Raw genomic sequence first — 15,661 nt, forward strand, 5'->3', positions numbered from 1 at the left:
GGTTATCTAGTTAACGCCCGAAGCGGTAGCGGAGGTTCCCCCATCGGGCGAGGAAGTTCCACTCATCCGCCGACGAGAAGGCTCGCCGGCCGCACCGCGCCGCGCCCGAACCGCGCGGTGGCGCGGTCGACCGCGCGCTCGGCCTCCCGCCAGCCGTGCTCGGGCTCGTCCAGCCGCCCCTGCACCAGCGTCTCGTCGGCGCCCGTGATGCCCTCGACGCGGACGCCGAGCAGCCGGACCCGTGCCCGCTGCAGGCCCAGTCCCTGGTAGAGGGTCCAGGCCGTGGCGTGCACGTCGCGGGTGACGTCGGTCGGCACGGCCACCGTCCGGGAGCGGGTGATCGTGGTGAAGTCCGAGAAGCGCACGGTGAGGACGACCGTGCGGCCGAGCACCTGCGCGTGCCGCATCCGGCTCGCCGTCCGCCCGGCCAGGCGCAGCAGCTGGCGCCGGACCACGTCGGGGTCGTCGACGTCGTGGGCGAAGGTCTCCGAGGAGCCCACGCTGCGCTCGGTCCGCCCTGGCGTCACCGGGTCGCCGTCCCGCCCCCAGGCCAGGGCCTGCAGGCGGGCCGCGCCCTGCTCCCCGAAGGCGCGGCGCAGCGTCGCCTCCGGCACGTGCGCGAGCTGTCCCACCGTGCGCAGCCCGAGCCGGTGCAGCTCGGCCTCGGTGGCCTCCCCCACCCCCCAGAGCGCACCGACCGGCATCGGGTGCAGGAAGGGCACCACCCCGGAGCGGCCGACCAGCCGCATCCCGTCCGGCTTGGCCGCGCGCGAGGCCATCTTGGCGACCGCCTTCGTCGGCGCGCCCCCGACCGAGCAGGTGATCCGCTGCTCGTCGGCGACGGTGTCGCGGATCCACTGGCCGATCGCGGCCGGCCCGCCCCACTGCCGGCCCGCGGCCGAGACGTCGAGGAAGGCCTCCTCCACCGACACCGGCTCCATCCGGGGCGTCACCTCGGAGAAGACCGCCATCACCGCCTCGGACACCCGCGCGTAGCGGTCGTGGTCCGGGCGCACCACGACCACGGACGGGCACAGCCGCCGGGCGGTGGCCATCGGCATGCCCGACCGGACGCCGAAGGCCCGCGCCTCGTAGGTCGCCGAGAGCACCACGCTGCGCCACCCGCCGCCGACCACGACGGGCAGGCCGGCCAGGTCGGGGCGGTCCAGCAGCGACACCGCGGCGTAGAACGCGTCCATGTCGACGTGCAGCACCGTGACGTCGTCCACGCCCGGCCCCACGCTCACCACCCCGGGCTCCCCGGGCTGGAGTGCCACAGCTTGGCGGGCACGTCGAGGGGGCTCTCCCCCGCGGGCCGGATGTCGGCGTAGGGCGACTGCCGGAAGCCGGAGGCGTGGACGAGCACCCTCCGCCCGGCCTGACCGGCCGCCTGCGCCTGCTGCCTGGCCAGCGCCTCGGACTCCTCCAGCAGCGCGCGCACCCGCTCCTCGGTCTGCGCCATGAACGCCCGGGCCCCGTCCGCGCCGCCCTCCTGCCAGGCGTCGGCCACCGCGCCGAGCTCCCACGCGCCGGTGGCCCGCAGCGTGACCCCGCGCGGACCGGTGCGGCGCAGCACGCCGCGCACGAGCAGCAGCCAGGAGTGGAAGACGGTCGCCGCGAACGGACCCTGGACGTCCTCGAAGAAGGTCGCGTCCGCCGGCCCGGTGCCGTCGTCGAGGGTGAGGAAGACCACCCGCCGTCCCGAGCGCACCGGCGGTGTCTGGGTGGCGACCTTGGCCCCGGCGACGAGCACCTCCGAGCCGTTGCGCCGGGAGAGCAGGTCCCGTGCGGGAGTGACGCCCAGGTCGGCGAGCATCGTGCGGAAGCCGGCGACGACGTGGCTGCTGACGTCCAGCCCCAGCACCTCCAGCTCGGCCCGCAGCTGCTCCTGCTCGGTCATCTCCGGCAGGCCGCTGCCCGGGACCGGCTCGGGCTCGTCGCCGAGCTGGAGGGTGAGCTGGGTGGCGACCGGCCGCTGCTCGTGCCAGGTGCGCCGACCGGCGGCCTGCGCCCTGGTCCGTGCCGCGACCTCGCCCTCGGCCGCGCCCGGGACCGTCGGCGGGGGCACCCGGCGGCCCGCACGGCCACGTCCTGCCGCGGTCGTGGAGCGTCGGCTCCACCGGTCCAGCTCGCGGACGTGCAGGAGCAGGTCCCGGCGGGTCAGCCCGCCGCGGACGTGGTGGCGCCCGACGCGGTGCAGCTCGTCGAGCCCGCCGGCCAGCACGAGCCGCTCGGCCGTCGGCCGGCTGGGACGGGCCCGCTGCCACAGGTCGGCCAGCGCGGCGTAGGGCTGGCCGGCGACGATCCGGTGCACCTCCTCGTCGGTGATCCCCTTGACGTCGGACAGCGAGAGCCGGATGCCGTAGTCCCCGGCCCGACGCTCGACCCCGGCCATCACCTCGTCGACGTGGTCGGGCCGCCGGCCCCCGTCGCTGACCGCCACCGGGTCCGGGGTCGTGGTGGATCCGCGCTGTCCTGGCAGCACCAGGTCACCACGGCTGCCCAGCGTGGAGGTGCTCCGCGGAGCAGCCCCCGGACCGGGGGTGCTCCGCGGAGCAGCAGGCTCGAGGCGGAGGTCGTCGTCGTCCTGCTCGACCCGTTCGACCCGGTAGCCGGCGCCCGAGGCGTTGACGTCGAGCCCGAGCACGTGCACGCCCATGGTGCGGGCCTCGTCGAGGATGAGGCGCTTGGGGTACATGCCGGGGTCGTGGGTGAGGACGCCGGACAGGAACGCCGCGGTGTGGTGGGTCTTCAGCCACGCCGACTGGTAGGTGGGTAGGGCGAACGCCGCCGCGTGCGCCTTGCAGAAGCCGAAGGAGGCGAACGCGGCCAGCACCTCCCAGATCCGCTCGACGTCGGCCGGCTGGTAGCCGCGGGCGGTGGCGGCGGCGCGCCACCACACCTCCACCTCCTGCTGACCCTGCGGGGTGCCCATCGCGCGTCGCACCTCGTCGGCCTGGGCCAGGCTGACGCCGGTGGTCTCGGCGACGAGCTGCAGCACCTGCTCGTGGAAGACGACGACCCCGCACGTCTGCTCCAGGTAGGGCACGAGGCTGGGGTGGAGGTACTCCGGCTCGCCCCACCCCTGCCGGGCGTGGAGGAAGGGCCGGATCATGTCCGACTTCACCGGCCCGGGACGGAACAGCGAGATGTCGATGATGATGTCGGCGAAGCAGTCGGGGGCGAACTTGCCGACCAGCTCCCGCTGCCCCGGCGACTCGATCTGGAAGCAGCCGAGGGTCCGGGTGGACTGGATCAGGGCGAAGGTCTCAGGGTCGTCCAGCGGCACCTGCGCCCGGTCGTCCAGGTCGATCCGCGTCCCGTCGACCCGCTCGACCTCCTCGACCGCGTGCGCCATCGAGGACTGCATCCGGATGCCCAGGACGTCGAGCTTGAGCAGCCCCATCTCCTCGACGTCCTCCTTGTCGAACTGGCTCATCGGGAAGCCCAGCCAGCTCGCCTCGACCGGGGTCCGGTCGAGCAGCCCGGTGTTGGACAGGATCACCCCGCAGGGGTGCATCGCGATGTGCCGCGGCAGCCCGTCGAGAGACTCGACCAGCTCGAGCAGCAGCTGCATCCGCGGTGCGTCGAGCCCCTGCTGGCGCAGCTCGGGCAGGTCGCGGATGGCGGCGCGGGCGTCCCTGGCCCGGATGTGCGGGAACGCCTTGGCGATGACGTCGATCTCCCCCGGTGGCATGCCCAGCGTGGCGGCCACGTCCCGGACGGCGTGCCGCACCCGGTAGGTCTCGGCCATCGACACGCACGTCACCCGCTCGGAGCCGAACCGCTCCAGGATCCGTTCGTACATCTCGGTCCGGCGTGCCGACTCCACGTCGACGTCGATGTCGGGCAGCTGGGCGCGCAGCGGCGAGCAGAACCGCTCCATGAGCAGCCCGTGCTCCATCGGGTCCACGCCGCTGATCCCGAGCAGGTAGGTGACCAGGCTTCCCGCCCCCGACCCGCGCGCGGCGACCCGCACGCCGTTGTCGCGGATCAGGTCGCAGACCTGGGCGACGGTGAGGAAGTAGGTCGGGTAGCCCAGCCCCGCGATGACACCGAGCTCCTCGTCCAGCCGGGCGCGGACCCGGTCCAGGTATGCCGTGCTCGCGCCTGGGTAGCGGGTGGCCACCGCGTCCTGGCAGCGCCCGGTGAGGACCTGGTGGGCCTGGCCGACGCCGCTGACGCCGAGAACCTCCGGCTCAGGCAGGTGGACCGCGCCGAGCCCCAGGTCGGAGCGGGCGTCCTGACGGCACTCCTGCGCCAGCGCGAGGGTGTCGCCGAGCAGGTCGGCGGCCCTGGCGTCGCTGCCGCCGGCCTCCTCCAGGTGACGGGCCAGCGCGTGCATGGTCGCACTGTCGGCGAGGTGGCCCGCGGTGCTCACCCGGTCCAGGTGGCGCTCGTCCAGGGCGACCATCCGTCGGGCTGCGTCGAGGACGTCGACCACCTTCGCCTGCTCAGGCGTGGCGTGCCGGACGGCGGCCGTGAGCACCGCCGGCACCCCGCACTCGCGTGCCAGTGCCCACATCCGGCTGGCGTGCCCCAGGCTGGCCGGGGTGCCCTCGGGGCCACCGTGGCAGACGACCTCGACGCGGAGCGCGCCGGCGGGCAGCACGTGCTGCCAGGCCTGGAGGAGGGTCCGCGCGACGCCCTGGCGGCGCGCGAGGACCGCGCGGCCGACGTCGGAGTCGGGGCCGAGCAGCACGACCGCCGGGGCGAGGCCGTCGACGGGCGCGCTGGCGCGGGCGAGCAGGTCGTGGCGGGTGCGCGGCACGCCGCGCTCCCCCGCCAGGTGGGTCTGGGTGACGAGCCGGCACAGCCTGGCCCACCCCGCCCCCGGCGCCAGGCCCGCCTGCTGCCCCCGGGCCAGCACGACGACGCGCGGCTGCTGGTCGTCGACGAGCGTGCCGCCCTTGACCGGTTGGACGCGCCCCTGCCGCCGGCCGGTGGCGAGCGCGGCCTCGCCGCTGAGCGCGACCCGCCCCGGGGCGGCCTCCGGGCTGCCCGGCGACCAGCCACCGGCAGGCGCCATCGCCAGGTCGACCCCGAGCACCGGGGCCACACCGGCCTCGCCGCAGGCCCGGACGAAGCGGACCGCACCGTAGAGCCCGTCGCGGTCGGTCAGCGCGAGCGCGGGCTGCCCCAGGGCCGAGGCCCGGGCGACGAGGTCGGCAGGGTGGCTGGCGCCGTAGCGCATCGAGGCGCTCGAGGCGACGTGCAGGTGGACGAAGTCGTCATGGGTGGGCATGGATGGGAACAGAGCTCCAGGGACGGCGGGCCGGGGGTCGGGAGGGCGCACCTGGGCTCACCCCCTCGCGACCGGGGCCAGCTCGCCGGGCAGCGGGAGTCCGCACGGCAGGTGCAGCCCCGCCCGGACCAGCTCCAGGAAGTGCTCGGCCGAGCGGACCAGGTCGTCGGCGTCCCGGGCGGTCACCAGGTCCGAGCCCCGCTCGAGTGCGAGCCTGCGGCGTCCCGACGTGGCGAAGAAGACCGCCCACTCGGTCAGCTCGGGAGCGACCGTGGGCAGGACCTCCCACACGCTGCGCGGCCGGGTGCGCCGGCTCGGTGCGCTGCGGGCGGCCAGCAGCGCCGCCCCGGCCCGCAGCGCCGCGAGGTGCGCCTGGGTGTAGCGCTCGGCCGCCGTGCCGCTGTGGCAGGCGAGCAGCAGCCCACCCCGGGAACGGTCGAGCAGGTCCAGGACGGCGCCCGCGCTCAGGCCCGGGCCCGTGCCGGTCGTGTCGCCGGTCGTGTCGCCGGTCCCGGTCGTGTCGCCGGTCGTGTCGCCGGTCCTGCCGGTCGTGTCGCCGGTCCTGGTCGTGCCGGTCGTGGTGGTGCTCATGTCCTGTCCTCTCGCTGCTCTGCTCTGCCCTGTCCTGCGCCGTGGGGCGCCGCGACTCAGTCGCTGACCCGCTCCAGGAGCCACTCCTCGCCGTGCACCAGGTCGTAGACGCCCGACCCGTGCGCGCGGCCCGCGGTGGCCTCCACACGCCATACCTCCTGCTCGAGACGGGGACCCGTCCGCGACGGCGGGTCCTCCTGGCGCCACCAGGGCACCCGCTGGGTCCACCGGGCCAGCACGCCGCGCACGAGGTGCACCCGCCCCCGCCACAGGAAGGTGGTGGGCACGTCCGTCGCGCCGCCGGCCGGCTCCGCGCCGCGGCACCAGCCGGGCTCCAGCCGCACGCGGTGCTCGACCGGGTCGCCGACCCTGACCTCGACCGGGTCCTGGTAGCGCCTGCTCATCCCGCTCTCCCTCCATCTGTTCGAACCGGTGTTCGATACAGACAAATGTACGAGCCAGCACCGACAACCTCAACCCCTGACCCCACGCCTGTGGAAAACCCGCAGGTCACCGTCGGCAGAACGGGCAGGATGATCGCGGGTCCGGGCCAGGGAGGGGATGGCCCGGACCCCGGGCCCGGCGCGGGTAGGCTCGGGGCGGACGCCACCCCGAGCCCAGGAGGTCCTGTGACGTACGCCCATCCCTTGGACGGCGTCGACCTGCGCGCCCGCGTGCAGCAGGCCCTGGAGGCTCACCTCGCGCGCCAGCGCGAGGTCCTGGCCGAGCTCGGCGACCCGATGGACCCGCTCGTCGACTCCGTCGCCGAGCTGCTCGCGGGCGGCAAGCGCCTGCGCGCCGCCTTCCTCTACTGGGGCTGGCGCGTGCTGGGCGGGAGCGACGACGATGCGGTGGTGCGGGCCGCCTCCTCGATGGAGGTCTTCCAGGCCGCCGCCCTGCTGCACGACGACGTCATGGACAACAGCGACCTGCGCCGGGGGCGACCCACCGCGCACCGTGCCTTCGCCCGCGCCCACGAGCGCTACGGCTGGAACGGGGACCCGGCACGCTTCGGCCACGCCGCGGCCATCCTCGCCGGCGACCTGTGCCTGAACTGGACCGACGAGATCTTCTCCACCAGCGGCCTGCCGCGGCAGGCCCTGGAGCGGGCGCGGCCGGAGTTCGACCGGATGCGCACCCAGCTCATGGGCGGGCAGTTCCTCGACATGCTCGAGGGTGCGCTCGGCTGGGGCGAGCTGGGATACGCCGAGCGGCTGGCCCGGTCCCGCAGGGTGATCCGCTACAAGAGCGCCAAGTACTCCGTCGAGCAGCCGCTGCTCATCGGTGCGCACGCCGCCGGGGCCGACGAGGCCACGCTCGCGGCGCTCTCCGCCTACGGCACCGGCCTGGGCGAGGCCTTCCAGCTGCGCGACGACGTGCTGGGGGTCTTCGGCGACCCCGAGCACACCGGCAAGCCGGCCGGTGACGACCTGCGCGAGGGCAAGCTCACTGCGCTCGTCGCGCACACCCTGGAGCTCGCCGACCCCGACGACGCGGAGCTGGTCGCGGCCAGCCTGGGCGACCCCGACCTCGACGACGCCACGGTCGAGCGGTGCCGCCGGCTCATCGAGGACTCCGGAGCCCTGGCCCGCACCGAGGAGATGATCGCTGCCGGGGCCCGCGCGGCGCGGGAGTCGCTCGCGACCGCGGAGGGCCTGACCCGGGAGGGGCGGGCCGCGCTGGACGGGCTCGTCGCCATCTGCACCGACCGGCAGACCTGAGACGGCCCGGGCCGGACGGACCTCCGCCCCGGCCGCGCGCCGCCGGTCGAGGCAGGCGCTAGAAGGCCCGCTCCTGGGCCCGGCGCCGGACCTCGGTCTTGGAGCCGGTCCGCAGCGAGGCGATCGCGCTGCCTCCGATGAGCGTCTCGTCCGGCTCGTGCAGCCAGGCGATGATCTCGGCGTCGGAGAAGCCGCCGTCGGACAGCACCGTCAGCGTGCCGCGCAGCGCCGGCAGAGGGCCGTCGTCGAGGAGGAACCCCGCCGGGACCATCACCGCCCTGTTCGGGCCTCGGCGCACCCCGACCAGCTCACGGTCCTGCAGCCAGCGCTTGACCGCCTGCAGCGGCGCACCGGTGCGCTCCATGATCTCGGGGACGGTCAGCCACTCGACGGGCTCGGTCACGTGCTCAGCTACCACGCCAGCAAGTCAAGCACAGCCGGCGCACCGAGAGCGCGCGGCCTCACCGCGAGGGGAAAGGCGCCCGAGGGGACGATGAATGACATCGGTGTCATTACCACAGACACACACCTGGGTCCGTGTCCGACACGCCGACCGGCTGGTGCGCTGGTCGACTTCGGGGTACTGTCCCTTCAGCCTCAGTGGTCCGGCTGCGCATCACCAGTCACGGCCGCCCGGGGGCTGCTGTCCTGCACTCGTTCCCACGCCCCCGGAGGACCCACAACCGTGAGCCCGCTCTTCGCGGCGATGCCGCCCGCCGATCTGCCCACCGTCGCCTACGTGCCGTCCGCGCTGCACAGCTCCGAGCTCGTGCTCGCGCGCACCACGGGGACCCACACCGTGCGCTCCGGCGACACCGTCTACGGCATCGCCGCCCGCTACGGGGTCTCGGCGCAGTCGGTCGTGCGCGCCAACGGCCTCAAGGACGGCGGCCGCTGGATCCTGCCCGGGACCACGCTGCTGATCCCCGGCAAGGGCGGCCCCGTCGTCGCCTCCCCGCCGGGGAGCCCTGCGAAGTCGTCCACGGCGGGTGGCGCCGGCACCAGCAGCAGGGGCTCGGGCGGCACCGTCACCGTCCGCCACGGTGACACGCTCTCCCACATCGCCGTGCGGCACGGGACCACCGTGGCCGCGCTCGCCTCGACCAACGGGTTGCGCGACACGCGCATCATCTACCCCGGCCAGCTCCTCAGGCTGCCCGGGGCGGCCGCGCCGGGGCGCGGGGCGGCCACCGAGGCCTCCCGGTCCACGTCCTCGGGCAAGGCGTCCTCCTCGGGGTCCGGCGGGACGGTGACCGTCCGCTCCGGCGACACGCTGTCCGGGATCGCGGCCCGGCACGGCACCAGCGTGAGCGCCCTCACCCGGGCCAACGGCATCTCCTCCAGCGCCTTCATCCACCCGGGCCAGAAGCTGCGCCTGCCCGGCGGCGCGAGTTCGGCCGGCCCGGGCACGAGCTCCTCGAGCAGCAAGCCCGCCACGGTGACCCGTCCCTACGACGCCAGCACCATCGGCGACTACAAGAAGGGCGAGAAGGTGCAGGACACCTTCCTGCACTACCGCTACAGCGACGGTGTCGCCCGGTCCGCCGCCGCCAACCGCGAGTACCTCGCCAGCATCAAGGTCCCCTCCCGCGACGCGATGAAGACGCTCATCGTCTCGACCAGCAAGCGCCACGGCGTGGACAGCAAGCTCATGCTCGCCCTGTCCTACCAGGAGTCGGGCTGGAACATGCGGGCCGTCTCGCCCGCCAACGCGATCGGCGCCATGCAGGTCATCCCGACCTCCGGGCAGTGGGCCAGCTCCCTCGTGGGGCGCGAGCTCAACCTGCTCGACCCCGCCGACAACGTCGAGGCCGGCGTGGTCATCATGAAGACCCTGCTGAGCATGACCGACAAGGACGACCACGCGATCGCCGGCTACTACCAGGGCCTGGGCAGCGTCCGCCAGCACGGGCTGTTCCCCGACAGCAAGCAGTACGTGCGCAACATCCGCTACTTCATGACCACCCTCTGAGGTCCCCTCACCTCCCACGGTTGCCCACCGGCGCTCCGTAGAGTGGAGGGCGTGAGCGCCCCGACCAACCCCGTCATCGACTCGGTCGTCGACGGTCGCTACCAGGTCGAGGCGGAGATCGCCCGCGGCGGCATGGCCACGGTCTACCGCGCCCGCGACCTGCGCCTGGACCGGGCCGTGGCGCTGAAGGTCATGCGGGACGACCTCGCCCGGGACGACACCTTCGTGCGGCGCTTCGTCCACGAGGCCCGGGTCGTCGCGCGCCTGCAGCACCCGCACATCGTCGGCGTCTACGACCAGGGCGAGGACGAGCACGTCGTCTTCCTGGCGATGGAGCTGGTCGAGGGCAGCACGCTGCGCGACGTCATCACCCGCCGGGCCCCGCTGTCCGCACGCCGCGCGCTGTCCATCGTGGTGCCGGTCACCGAGGCGCTCGCCGTCGCGCACGCCGACGGGCTGGTGCACCGCGACGTCAAGCCCGAGAACGTCCTCATCAGCCACCGCGGCCAGGTCGTCAAGGTCACCGACTTCGGGCTGGCCCGGCTGGACGGGCACCCCAACGCGACGACGGAGATGCTGTGGGGCACCGCGGCATACCTCGCGCCCGAGCAGGTCGAGCACGGCACCGCAGACCCCCGCACGGACGTGTATGCGGTGGGCCTGCTCCTCCACGAGCTGCTCACCGGCACCAAGGCGTTCCCCGGGGACGACCCGCTGCGGGTCGCCTACGAGCACGTCCACGGGGGTATGCCGCACGCGCGCGACCTCGTCCCCACCGTCCCGGAGGCGGTCGCGGACCTCGTCCTGCGCGCCGCGGCGAACGACCCGGACGACCGGCCCGCGGACGCCTCCGAGCTGCTCCTCGAGCTGCGCCGGCTCGAGCGGTCCCTGTCGGAGGATGAGCTGGACGCCGTGCCGGAGCCCTCCGACGCGACCACGCCGGTGCCGACCGGCGGCGATCGCACCGAGCTGGTGCGCGGCGCCGGCGGCCCGGGCCGGGCCGGCCCGGGCCCCACGGCGACCCGGCAGATCCCGGTGCGCGAGCCCGGCCCCCGACCCCGGTGGGGGACGCCCGGTTCGCCCGGACGAGCGGCAACCGCACCGCCGGCGCCCGGCCGGCCCGGCCCGCGCGACGCAGGGGCGGGCGCTCGCGCGGAGGGGCGGCCGCGTGGGTGCTCGGTCTGCTGCTGGTGCTGCTCGCGGCGGGTGGCGGCTACGGGTTCTGGTATCTCACCGAGGGGCCCGCCGTGCACTCCCCGATGCCGGTGGTCGTCGGGCTGCCCGAGAGCGAGGCCCGCGGCGCGCTCGACGCCCAGGAGCTGGACCCGGTGGTGACGCGCGACTACTCCGAGACGGTGGCGGCCGGCACGGTGGTCTCGGCCGAGGTCGACCCCGGCACGCGGCTCCGGCACGGCACCGACGTCGGTCTCGTCGTCTCCCAGGGGCCGGAGCGGTATGCCGTGCCGCGCCTGGACGGGTCGACGCTCGAGCAGGCGAGCGCCGCCCTGGACGAGGCGCACCTGAGGCTCGGTGAGCAGAGCTCCCGGCACGACGAGTCCGTGCCCGCCGGCCAGGTGATCAGCTCCTCCCCCGCGGCCGGGGAGCAGCTCAAGCCCGGCGCGGCGGTGGCGGTGGTGCTCAGCGACGGACCGGCCCCCGTCGACGTCCCGGACGTGAGCGGCAAGGCCCAGGACCAGGCGTCCGCGCTGCTCCAGGCGGCGGGGCTGACCGTCCAGGTCGCCCCGGAGCGGGTCTTCGACCCCGAGGTCCCCGACGGCGCGGTCGTCTCCCAGTCGCCCGGACCCTCCAGCGTGGCGCGGGGCACCGTGGTCACCGTCGTGGTCTCCAAGGGCCCGGAGCTGGTGACGGTGCCCGACCTGGTCGGCAAGCAGTACCGCCAGGCCGAGACGATGCTCGCCGAGCTCGGACTGACGGTCAGGCGCGAGGACATCGCCGGCGGGTTCTTCGGCACCGTGCGGGAGCAGTCGGTCGAGCCGGGCACCGAGGTGCCCACCGGCACGGAGGTCGTCGTCCGGGTCGTCTGAGGACCGCGGACGGCCCCGGCCGGCGCTAACCCTGGTGCGCCCAGCGCTCCTCGAGGTCGACCCGTCCGCGCGGGTGGTAGCCGTGGCTCTCCCACCAGCCCTGCTGCGGCTCGCGGTGGTAGGTGATCTCGGCGACCCACTTCGGCCCCTTGAAGCCGTAGAGACGGGGCAGCACCACCCGGGCCGGCCAGCCGTGCTCGGGGGTGAGCGGCTCTCCGTCGGCGTGCGTGGCCAGGAGGGCGTCGGGGCGGCGCAGCTCGGCCAGCGGCAGCGAGGAGGAGTAGCCGCGCGCGGCCGCGAGCAGCACGTGCTCCGCGCCCTCCTCCGGCGGCTCCAGGGCCAGGACCTCGGCCAGCCGGACGCCGCCCCAGCGGACCGCCGGGACCGAGTGCCGGTCCACGCAGTGCAGCGGCGCGACCAGCTCGGCGGCGGGCAGCTCGGCCAGCGCGGCCAGGTCGAGGACGGTCGTCCCGCCGCTGCGGGTGGCCCCGCCCACCGCCAGGCGCCAGGTCTCGGGCCGCAGAACGGGCACGCTGCCGTAGTGCGAGGGCTTCCACCGCGGCGCGGCGCGCTGGCCCGGTGGCAGGCCGAGCTCCTCCGCCGGGGTGCGTCCCGGGCCGGGCACGACGGGTCCTACTCTCCCGGACCGGCGGCGAGCAGCCTGGAGAGCCGCTCGGCGGCGTGGTCGGTCATGGCGTCGTCGACGTCCAGGTGCCAGACGAAGCGGGCGTGCCGCACGTCGGTGGGGTAGCCCAGCACGCCCTGCTCGGCGGCTGCGGCGACGAGACCGGGACCGGTCCAGGCACCGGCGGCGACGTCCACGACGAGGATGTTGGTCTCCACGCTGGCCGGGTCCACCGATCCGGGCACCGCGTCCGCGAGCGCCTCGGCGGCGCGGCGCGTCCGGGCGTGGTCCTCGGCGAGCCGCTCGACGTGGTGGTCGAGGGCGTGCAGCCCGGCGGCGGCCAGGATGCCCACCTGGCGCATGCCGCCCCCGAGACGCTTGCGCCATACCCGCGCCTGCGCGACGCGGGCGGCGGAGGAGGCGAGGAGGGAGCCGACGGGCGCGCCCAGGCCCTTGCTCAGACAGACCGAGACGGTGTCGGCGCAGGCGCCGTAGTCGGAGAGGGCCACGCCGGTGGCCACGTGCGCGTTCCACAGCCGGGCGCCGTCGAGGTGCACGCCGACACCGGCCGCCGCGGTGGCCTCGCGCAGCCGCCGCATGTCCTCGATCGGCTGGACGGTGCCGCCGCCGAAGTTGTGCGTGTTCTCCACGACCACGCAGGCGGTGCTGACCTGGTAGGGGCCGCCGTCGGCGACCATGACCTCCAGCGCGGTGTCCACGTCGAGCAGGCCGCGGTCGGCGACCCAGCTGCGGGTGGTGATCCCCGAGTATGCTGCCGCGGCGCCCAGCTCGGCGCGCAGCACGTGGGCGAGGTGGTCGGTGATGACCTCCTGGCCGGGGCCGGCGTGCAGCCGCAGCCCGACCTGGTTGGCCATCGAGCCGGTGGGCATGAACAGGGCGGCCTCGTGGCCCAGCAGCGCGGCCACCCGCTCCTCGAGCCGGGCGACCGTGGGGTCCTCGCCGTAGACGTCGTCCCCGACGGGGGCGTCGACCATCGCCGCGCGCATGGCGTCGGTGGGGCGGGTGACGGTGTCGGAGCGGAGGTCCGCCACGACCGGTCGGGGCGCCATCTAGCGACCGGCCTCCTCGAGCATCTCGGCGACGACGAAGGCCAGCTCCAGGCTCTGCTGGTGGTTGAGGCGGGGGTCGCACAGCGTCTGGTAGCGCAGGCCCAGGTCGTCCAGGTCGACCGGGTCGACACCGCCGACGCACTCGGTGACGTCGTTGCCGGTGAGCTCGACGTGGATGCCGCCGGGGTGGGTGCCGGCCTCGGCGTGCGCGGCGAAGAACCCGCGCACCTCCTCCACCACGTCCTCGAAGCTGCGGGTCTTGTGGCCGCTGGGCGAGGTGAAGGTGTTGCCGTGCATCGGGTCGCACACCCAGCTGACCCGGCCCGCCTCGTCGCCGAGGGAGGTGAGCAGGGCGGGCAGCTTGTCGCGGATCGTCGACGCTCCCATCCGGGTGACGAAGGTCAGCCGGCCGGGCTCGCGGTGCGGGTCGACCTTGTCCATGATCCGCAGCACGGTGTCGCGGTCGGCGCCGGGGCCGAGCTTGACGCCGATCGGGTTGCGGACGCGGGAGACGAAGTCGAGGTGGGCGCCGTCCAGGTCGCGGGTGCGCTCCCCCACCCAGACGAAGTGGCCGGAGGTGTCGTAGAGCTGGCCGGTGCGGTGGTCCCGCCGGACCATCGGCCGCTCGTAGTCGAGCACGAGCGCCTCGTGCGCGGAGTAGAACTCCACCCGGCGCATCTCCTCGCTGTCGGCGACGCCGGAGGCCTCCAGGAAGCGCACGGCCCGGTCGATATGGGCGGCCATCTGCTCGTAGCGCGCCTGCGCCGGCCCCTGGATGAAGCCCTTGTTCCACGAGTGGACGCTGCGCAGGTCGGCCAGGCCGCCGCCGGTGAAACCGCGGACGAGGTTGAGGGTGGAGGCGCTGGCGTGGTAGGCGCGCAGCAGCCGGCCGGGGTCGTGCCGGCGGGCCTCGGGGGTGAACTCGAAGCCGTTGACCATGTCGCCGCGGTAGGACGGCAGCGTCACCCCGTCGCGGGTCTCGACGTCCGAGCTGCGCGGCTTGGCGAACTGGCCGGCCATCCGCCCGACCTTGACGATCGGCATCCCCGCCCCGTAGGTGAGCACCACCGCCATCTGCAGGATCGTCTTGAGCCGGTCGCGGATGTTGGGACCGGTGACGTCGGCGAGGGTCTCGGCGCAGTCGCCGCCCTGGAGGGTGAAGGCGCGCCCGGCCGCCACCTGGGCCATCCGGTCCCGCAGCGCGTCGCACTCACCGGCGAAGACCAGCGGCGGGTAGGTCGCCAGCACCGAGAGCACCTCGGCGAGCTCGGCGGGGTCCTCCCAGCTCGGCTGCTGCGTGGCCGGAAGGTCCGGCCAGTCGATCGTGGTGCTCGCGGGCGCCATCGCGGCGGTGTCGGTGCTCACCCGGCCCATGATAGGTCGCCCGCGGGCCGGCCCTGACCCCGCGTCAGGCGGTCCCCTCCGCACGCCCGGGCGGATCCTGGCCCTCCGGCCGGTCCTGGCTGGGCACCTCCCCCGCAGCCGGCTCGTCCCCGGCCGCGTCCTGGTGGCGCCGGCGGGCGGCCAGCCCCTCCCGCGCCCGTCCGGCCGCCTCCGCGAGTCCCTCCCGCGCCCGGTCCAGGTCCTCCCGTGCCCGTCCGGCCGCGTCGGCAAGGCTCTCGCGCGCCCGGTCCAGGTCCTCGCGCGCCCGGTCCAGTCCCACGCGGGCCCGCTCGGCCAGCCGCTTCTTCACCGTCGCGGCGTACTCGTCGACGTACTCCTGGCCGGAGAGCCGCTGCAGCTCGCGCATCACCTCGTCGGTGATCATCCGCAGCGCCTCGTGGTCCTCGGTCCGCCCGGCCAGCTCGGGGTGGTGGATCGGCCGGCCGACACGCACCCCGACCCGGACGATGTTGGGGATCTTCTGCCCGGTCGGCTGCGCCTTGTCGGTGTCGATCATCGCGCACGGCACGATCGGGACGTCCGCGGCCAGGGCCAGCCGCGCCATCCCCGTCTTGCCGCGGTAGAGCCGCCCGTCCGGGGAGCGCGTGCCCTCGGGGTAGATGCCGAACAGCTCGCCGCGACGCAGCACCTCCAGACCCGCCTCGAGGGCCGCGAGAGCCGCCTCCCCGCCGGAGCGGTCGATGGGGATCTGTCCGGTCACGGTGAAGAACATGCGGCTCAGCCAGCCCTTGACGCCGGTGCCGACGAAGTACTCCTGCTTGGCGGGGAAGGTGATCCGCCGGTCGACCAGCAGCGGCAGGAAGATCGAGTCGGAGAAGGACAGGTGGTTGCTGGCCAGGATGGCCGCACCCTCCTCGGGGATGTTCTGCTTGCCGCGGATCCACGGCCGGAAGACCAGCCTGACCGGTGGACCGACGACGAAGTGCTTCAGGATCCAGTAGATCACCGTGCTGCTCCTTCGTCGGGGGCGATGGTCCGGCGCCGACTC

Annotated in this window: 13 protein-coding genes; 4 read left to right on the plus strand and 9 right to left on the minus strand. The window is 74.8% G+C overall.

Translation table 11 applies throughout. The features are described from left to right. Positions 1-62: 62 nt before the first annotated feature. Genes dinB through DV701_RS05095 form a run of 4 tightly spaced genes read right to left on the minus strand, consistent with a single transcriptional unit; the run spans position 63 to position 6,240 of the window. A complete protein-coding gene (gene dinB / locus DV701_RS05080; RefSeq protein ID WP_228255232.1) occupies positions 63-1,277 on the minus strand; it encodes a DNA polymerase IV in 1,215 nt (404 codons plus the stop codon). Beyond that, positions 1,244-5,245, minus strand: a complete 4,002-nt coding sequence (locus tag DV701_RS05085; protein ID WP_114927343.1) for a DNA polymerase III subunit alpha — start codon at positions 5,243-5,245, stop codon at positions 1,244-1,246. The genes dinB and DV701_RS05085 overlap by 34 nt, the downstream gene beginning before the upstream one ends. A gap of 57 nt (positions 5,246-5,302) precedes the next feature. Next, positions 5,303-5,836 (minus strand): SAV_6107 family HEPN domain-containing protein, encoded by a 534-nt coding sequence (locus DV701_RS05090; protein ID WP_162802817.1) that lies wholly within the window; start codon positions 5,834-5,836, stop codon positions 5,303-5,305. Between the two features lie 56 nt (positions 5,837-5,892). Beyond that, positions 5,893-6,240, minus strand: a complete 348-nt coding sequence (locus DV701_RS05095) for a DUF6504 family protein (protein WP_114927344.1) — start codon at positions 6,238-6,240, stop codon at positions 5,893-5,895. Positions 6,241-6,483: 243 nt separating this feature from the next. Between DV701_RS05095 and DV701_RS05100 the strand changes: the two genes are divergently transcribed. After that, positions 6,484-7,557 carry a polyprenyl synthetase family protein gene (locus DV701_RS05100; protein WP_228255233.1) on the plus strand — a complete coding sequence of 358 codons (1,074 nt, stop codon included), beginning with the start codon at positions 6,484-6,486 and terminating at the stop codon, positions 7,555-7,557. Positions 7,558-7,615: 58 nt separating this feature from the next. Here DV701_RS05100 and DV701_RS05105 read toward each other — a convergent pair whose 3' ends face one another. Further along, positions 7,616-7,960, minus strand: a complete 345-nt coding sequence (locus tag DV701_RS05105) for an Rv2175c family DNA-binding protein (RefSeq protein ID WP_228255234.1) — start codon at positions 7,958-7,960, stop codon at positions 7,616-7,618. Positions 7,961-8,242: 282 nt separating this feature from the next. Between DV701_RS05105 and DV701_RS05110 the strand changes: the two genes are divergently transcribed. From DV701_RS05110 to DV701_RS05120, 3 genes are read left to right on the plus strand one after another with little or no spacing between them, the layout of a single operon-like run. Further along, positions 8,243-9,529 (plus strand): lytic transglycosylase domain-containing protein, encoded by a 1,287-nt coding sequence (locus DV701_RS05110; RefSeq protein WP_162802818.1) that lies wholly within the window; start codon positions 8,243-8,245, stop codon positions 9,527-9,529. Positions 9,530-9,580: 51 nt separating this feature from the next. Then, positions 9,581-10,864, plus strand: coding sequence for a protein kinase domain-containing protein (locus DV701_RS05115; RefSeq protein WP_114927347.1), 1,284 nt, complete (start codon positions 9,581-9,583; stop codon positions 10,862-10,864). Continuing rightward, positions 10,777-11,574 carry a Stk1 family PASTA domain-containing Ser/Thr kinase gene (locus DV701_RS05120; protein WP_162802819.1) on the plus strand — a complete coding sequence of 266 codons (798 nt, stop codon included), beginning with the start codon at positions 10,777-10,779 and terminating at the stop codon, positions 11,572-11,574. The genes DV701_RS05115 and DV701_RS05120 overlap by 88 nt, the downstream gene beginning before the upstream one ends. A 25-nt stretch (positions 11,575-11,599) precedes the next feature. On the opposite strand, the gene DV701_RS05125 is transcribed toward DV701_RS05120, so the two are convergent. From DV701_RS05125 to DV701_RS05140, 4 genes are read right to left on the minus strand one after another with little or no spacing between them, the layout of a single operon-like run. Continuing rightward, positions 11,600-12,199: a molybdopterin-dependent oxidoreductase gene (locus DV701_RS05125; protein WP_114927349.1), complete on the minus strand. Its 600-nt coding sequence runs from the start codon at positions 12,197-12,199 to the stop codon at positions 11,600-11,602. Between the two features lie 8 nt (positions 12,200-12,207). Further along, positions 12,208-13,269 carry a threonine aldolase family protein gene (locus DV701_RS05130; protein WP_114927350.1) on the minus strand — a complete coding sequence of 354 codons (1,062 nt, stop codon included), beginning with the start codon at positions 13,267-13,269 and terminating at the stop codon, positions 12,208-12,210. Further along, on the minus strand, positions 13,270-14,643 hold the full coding sequence (locus tag DV701_RS05135) for a class II 3-deoxy-7-phosphoheptulonate synthase (protein ID WP_114927351.1): 1,374 nt from the start codon (positions 14,641-14,643) through the stop codon (positions 13,270-13,272). 34 nt (positions 14,644-14,677) lie between these two features. Beyond that, entirely contained in the window at positions 14,678-15,619 is a 942-nt protein-coding gene (locus DV701_RS05140) for a lysophospholipid acyltransferase family protein (RefSeq protein WP_114927352.1), read from the minus strand. Positions 15,620-15,661 lie beyond the last annotated feature (42 nt).

The sequence above is a fragment of the Ornithinimicrobium avium genome, assembly GCF_003351765.1.
Taxonomy (GTDB): domain Bacteria; phylum Actinomycetota; class Actinomycetes; order Actinomycetales; family Dermatophilaceae; genus Ornithinicoccus; species Ornithinicoccus avius.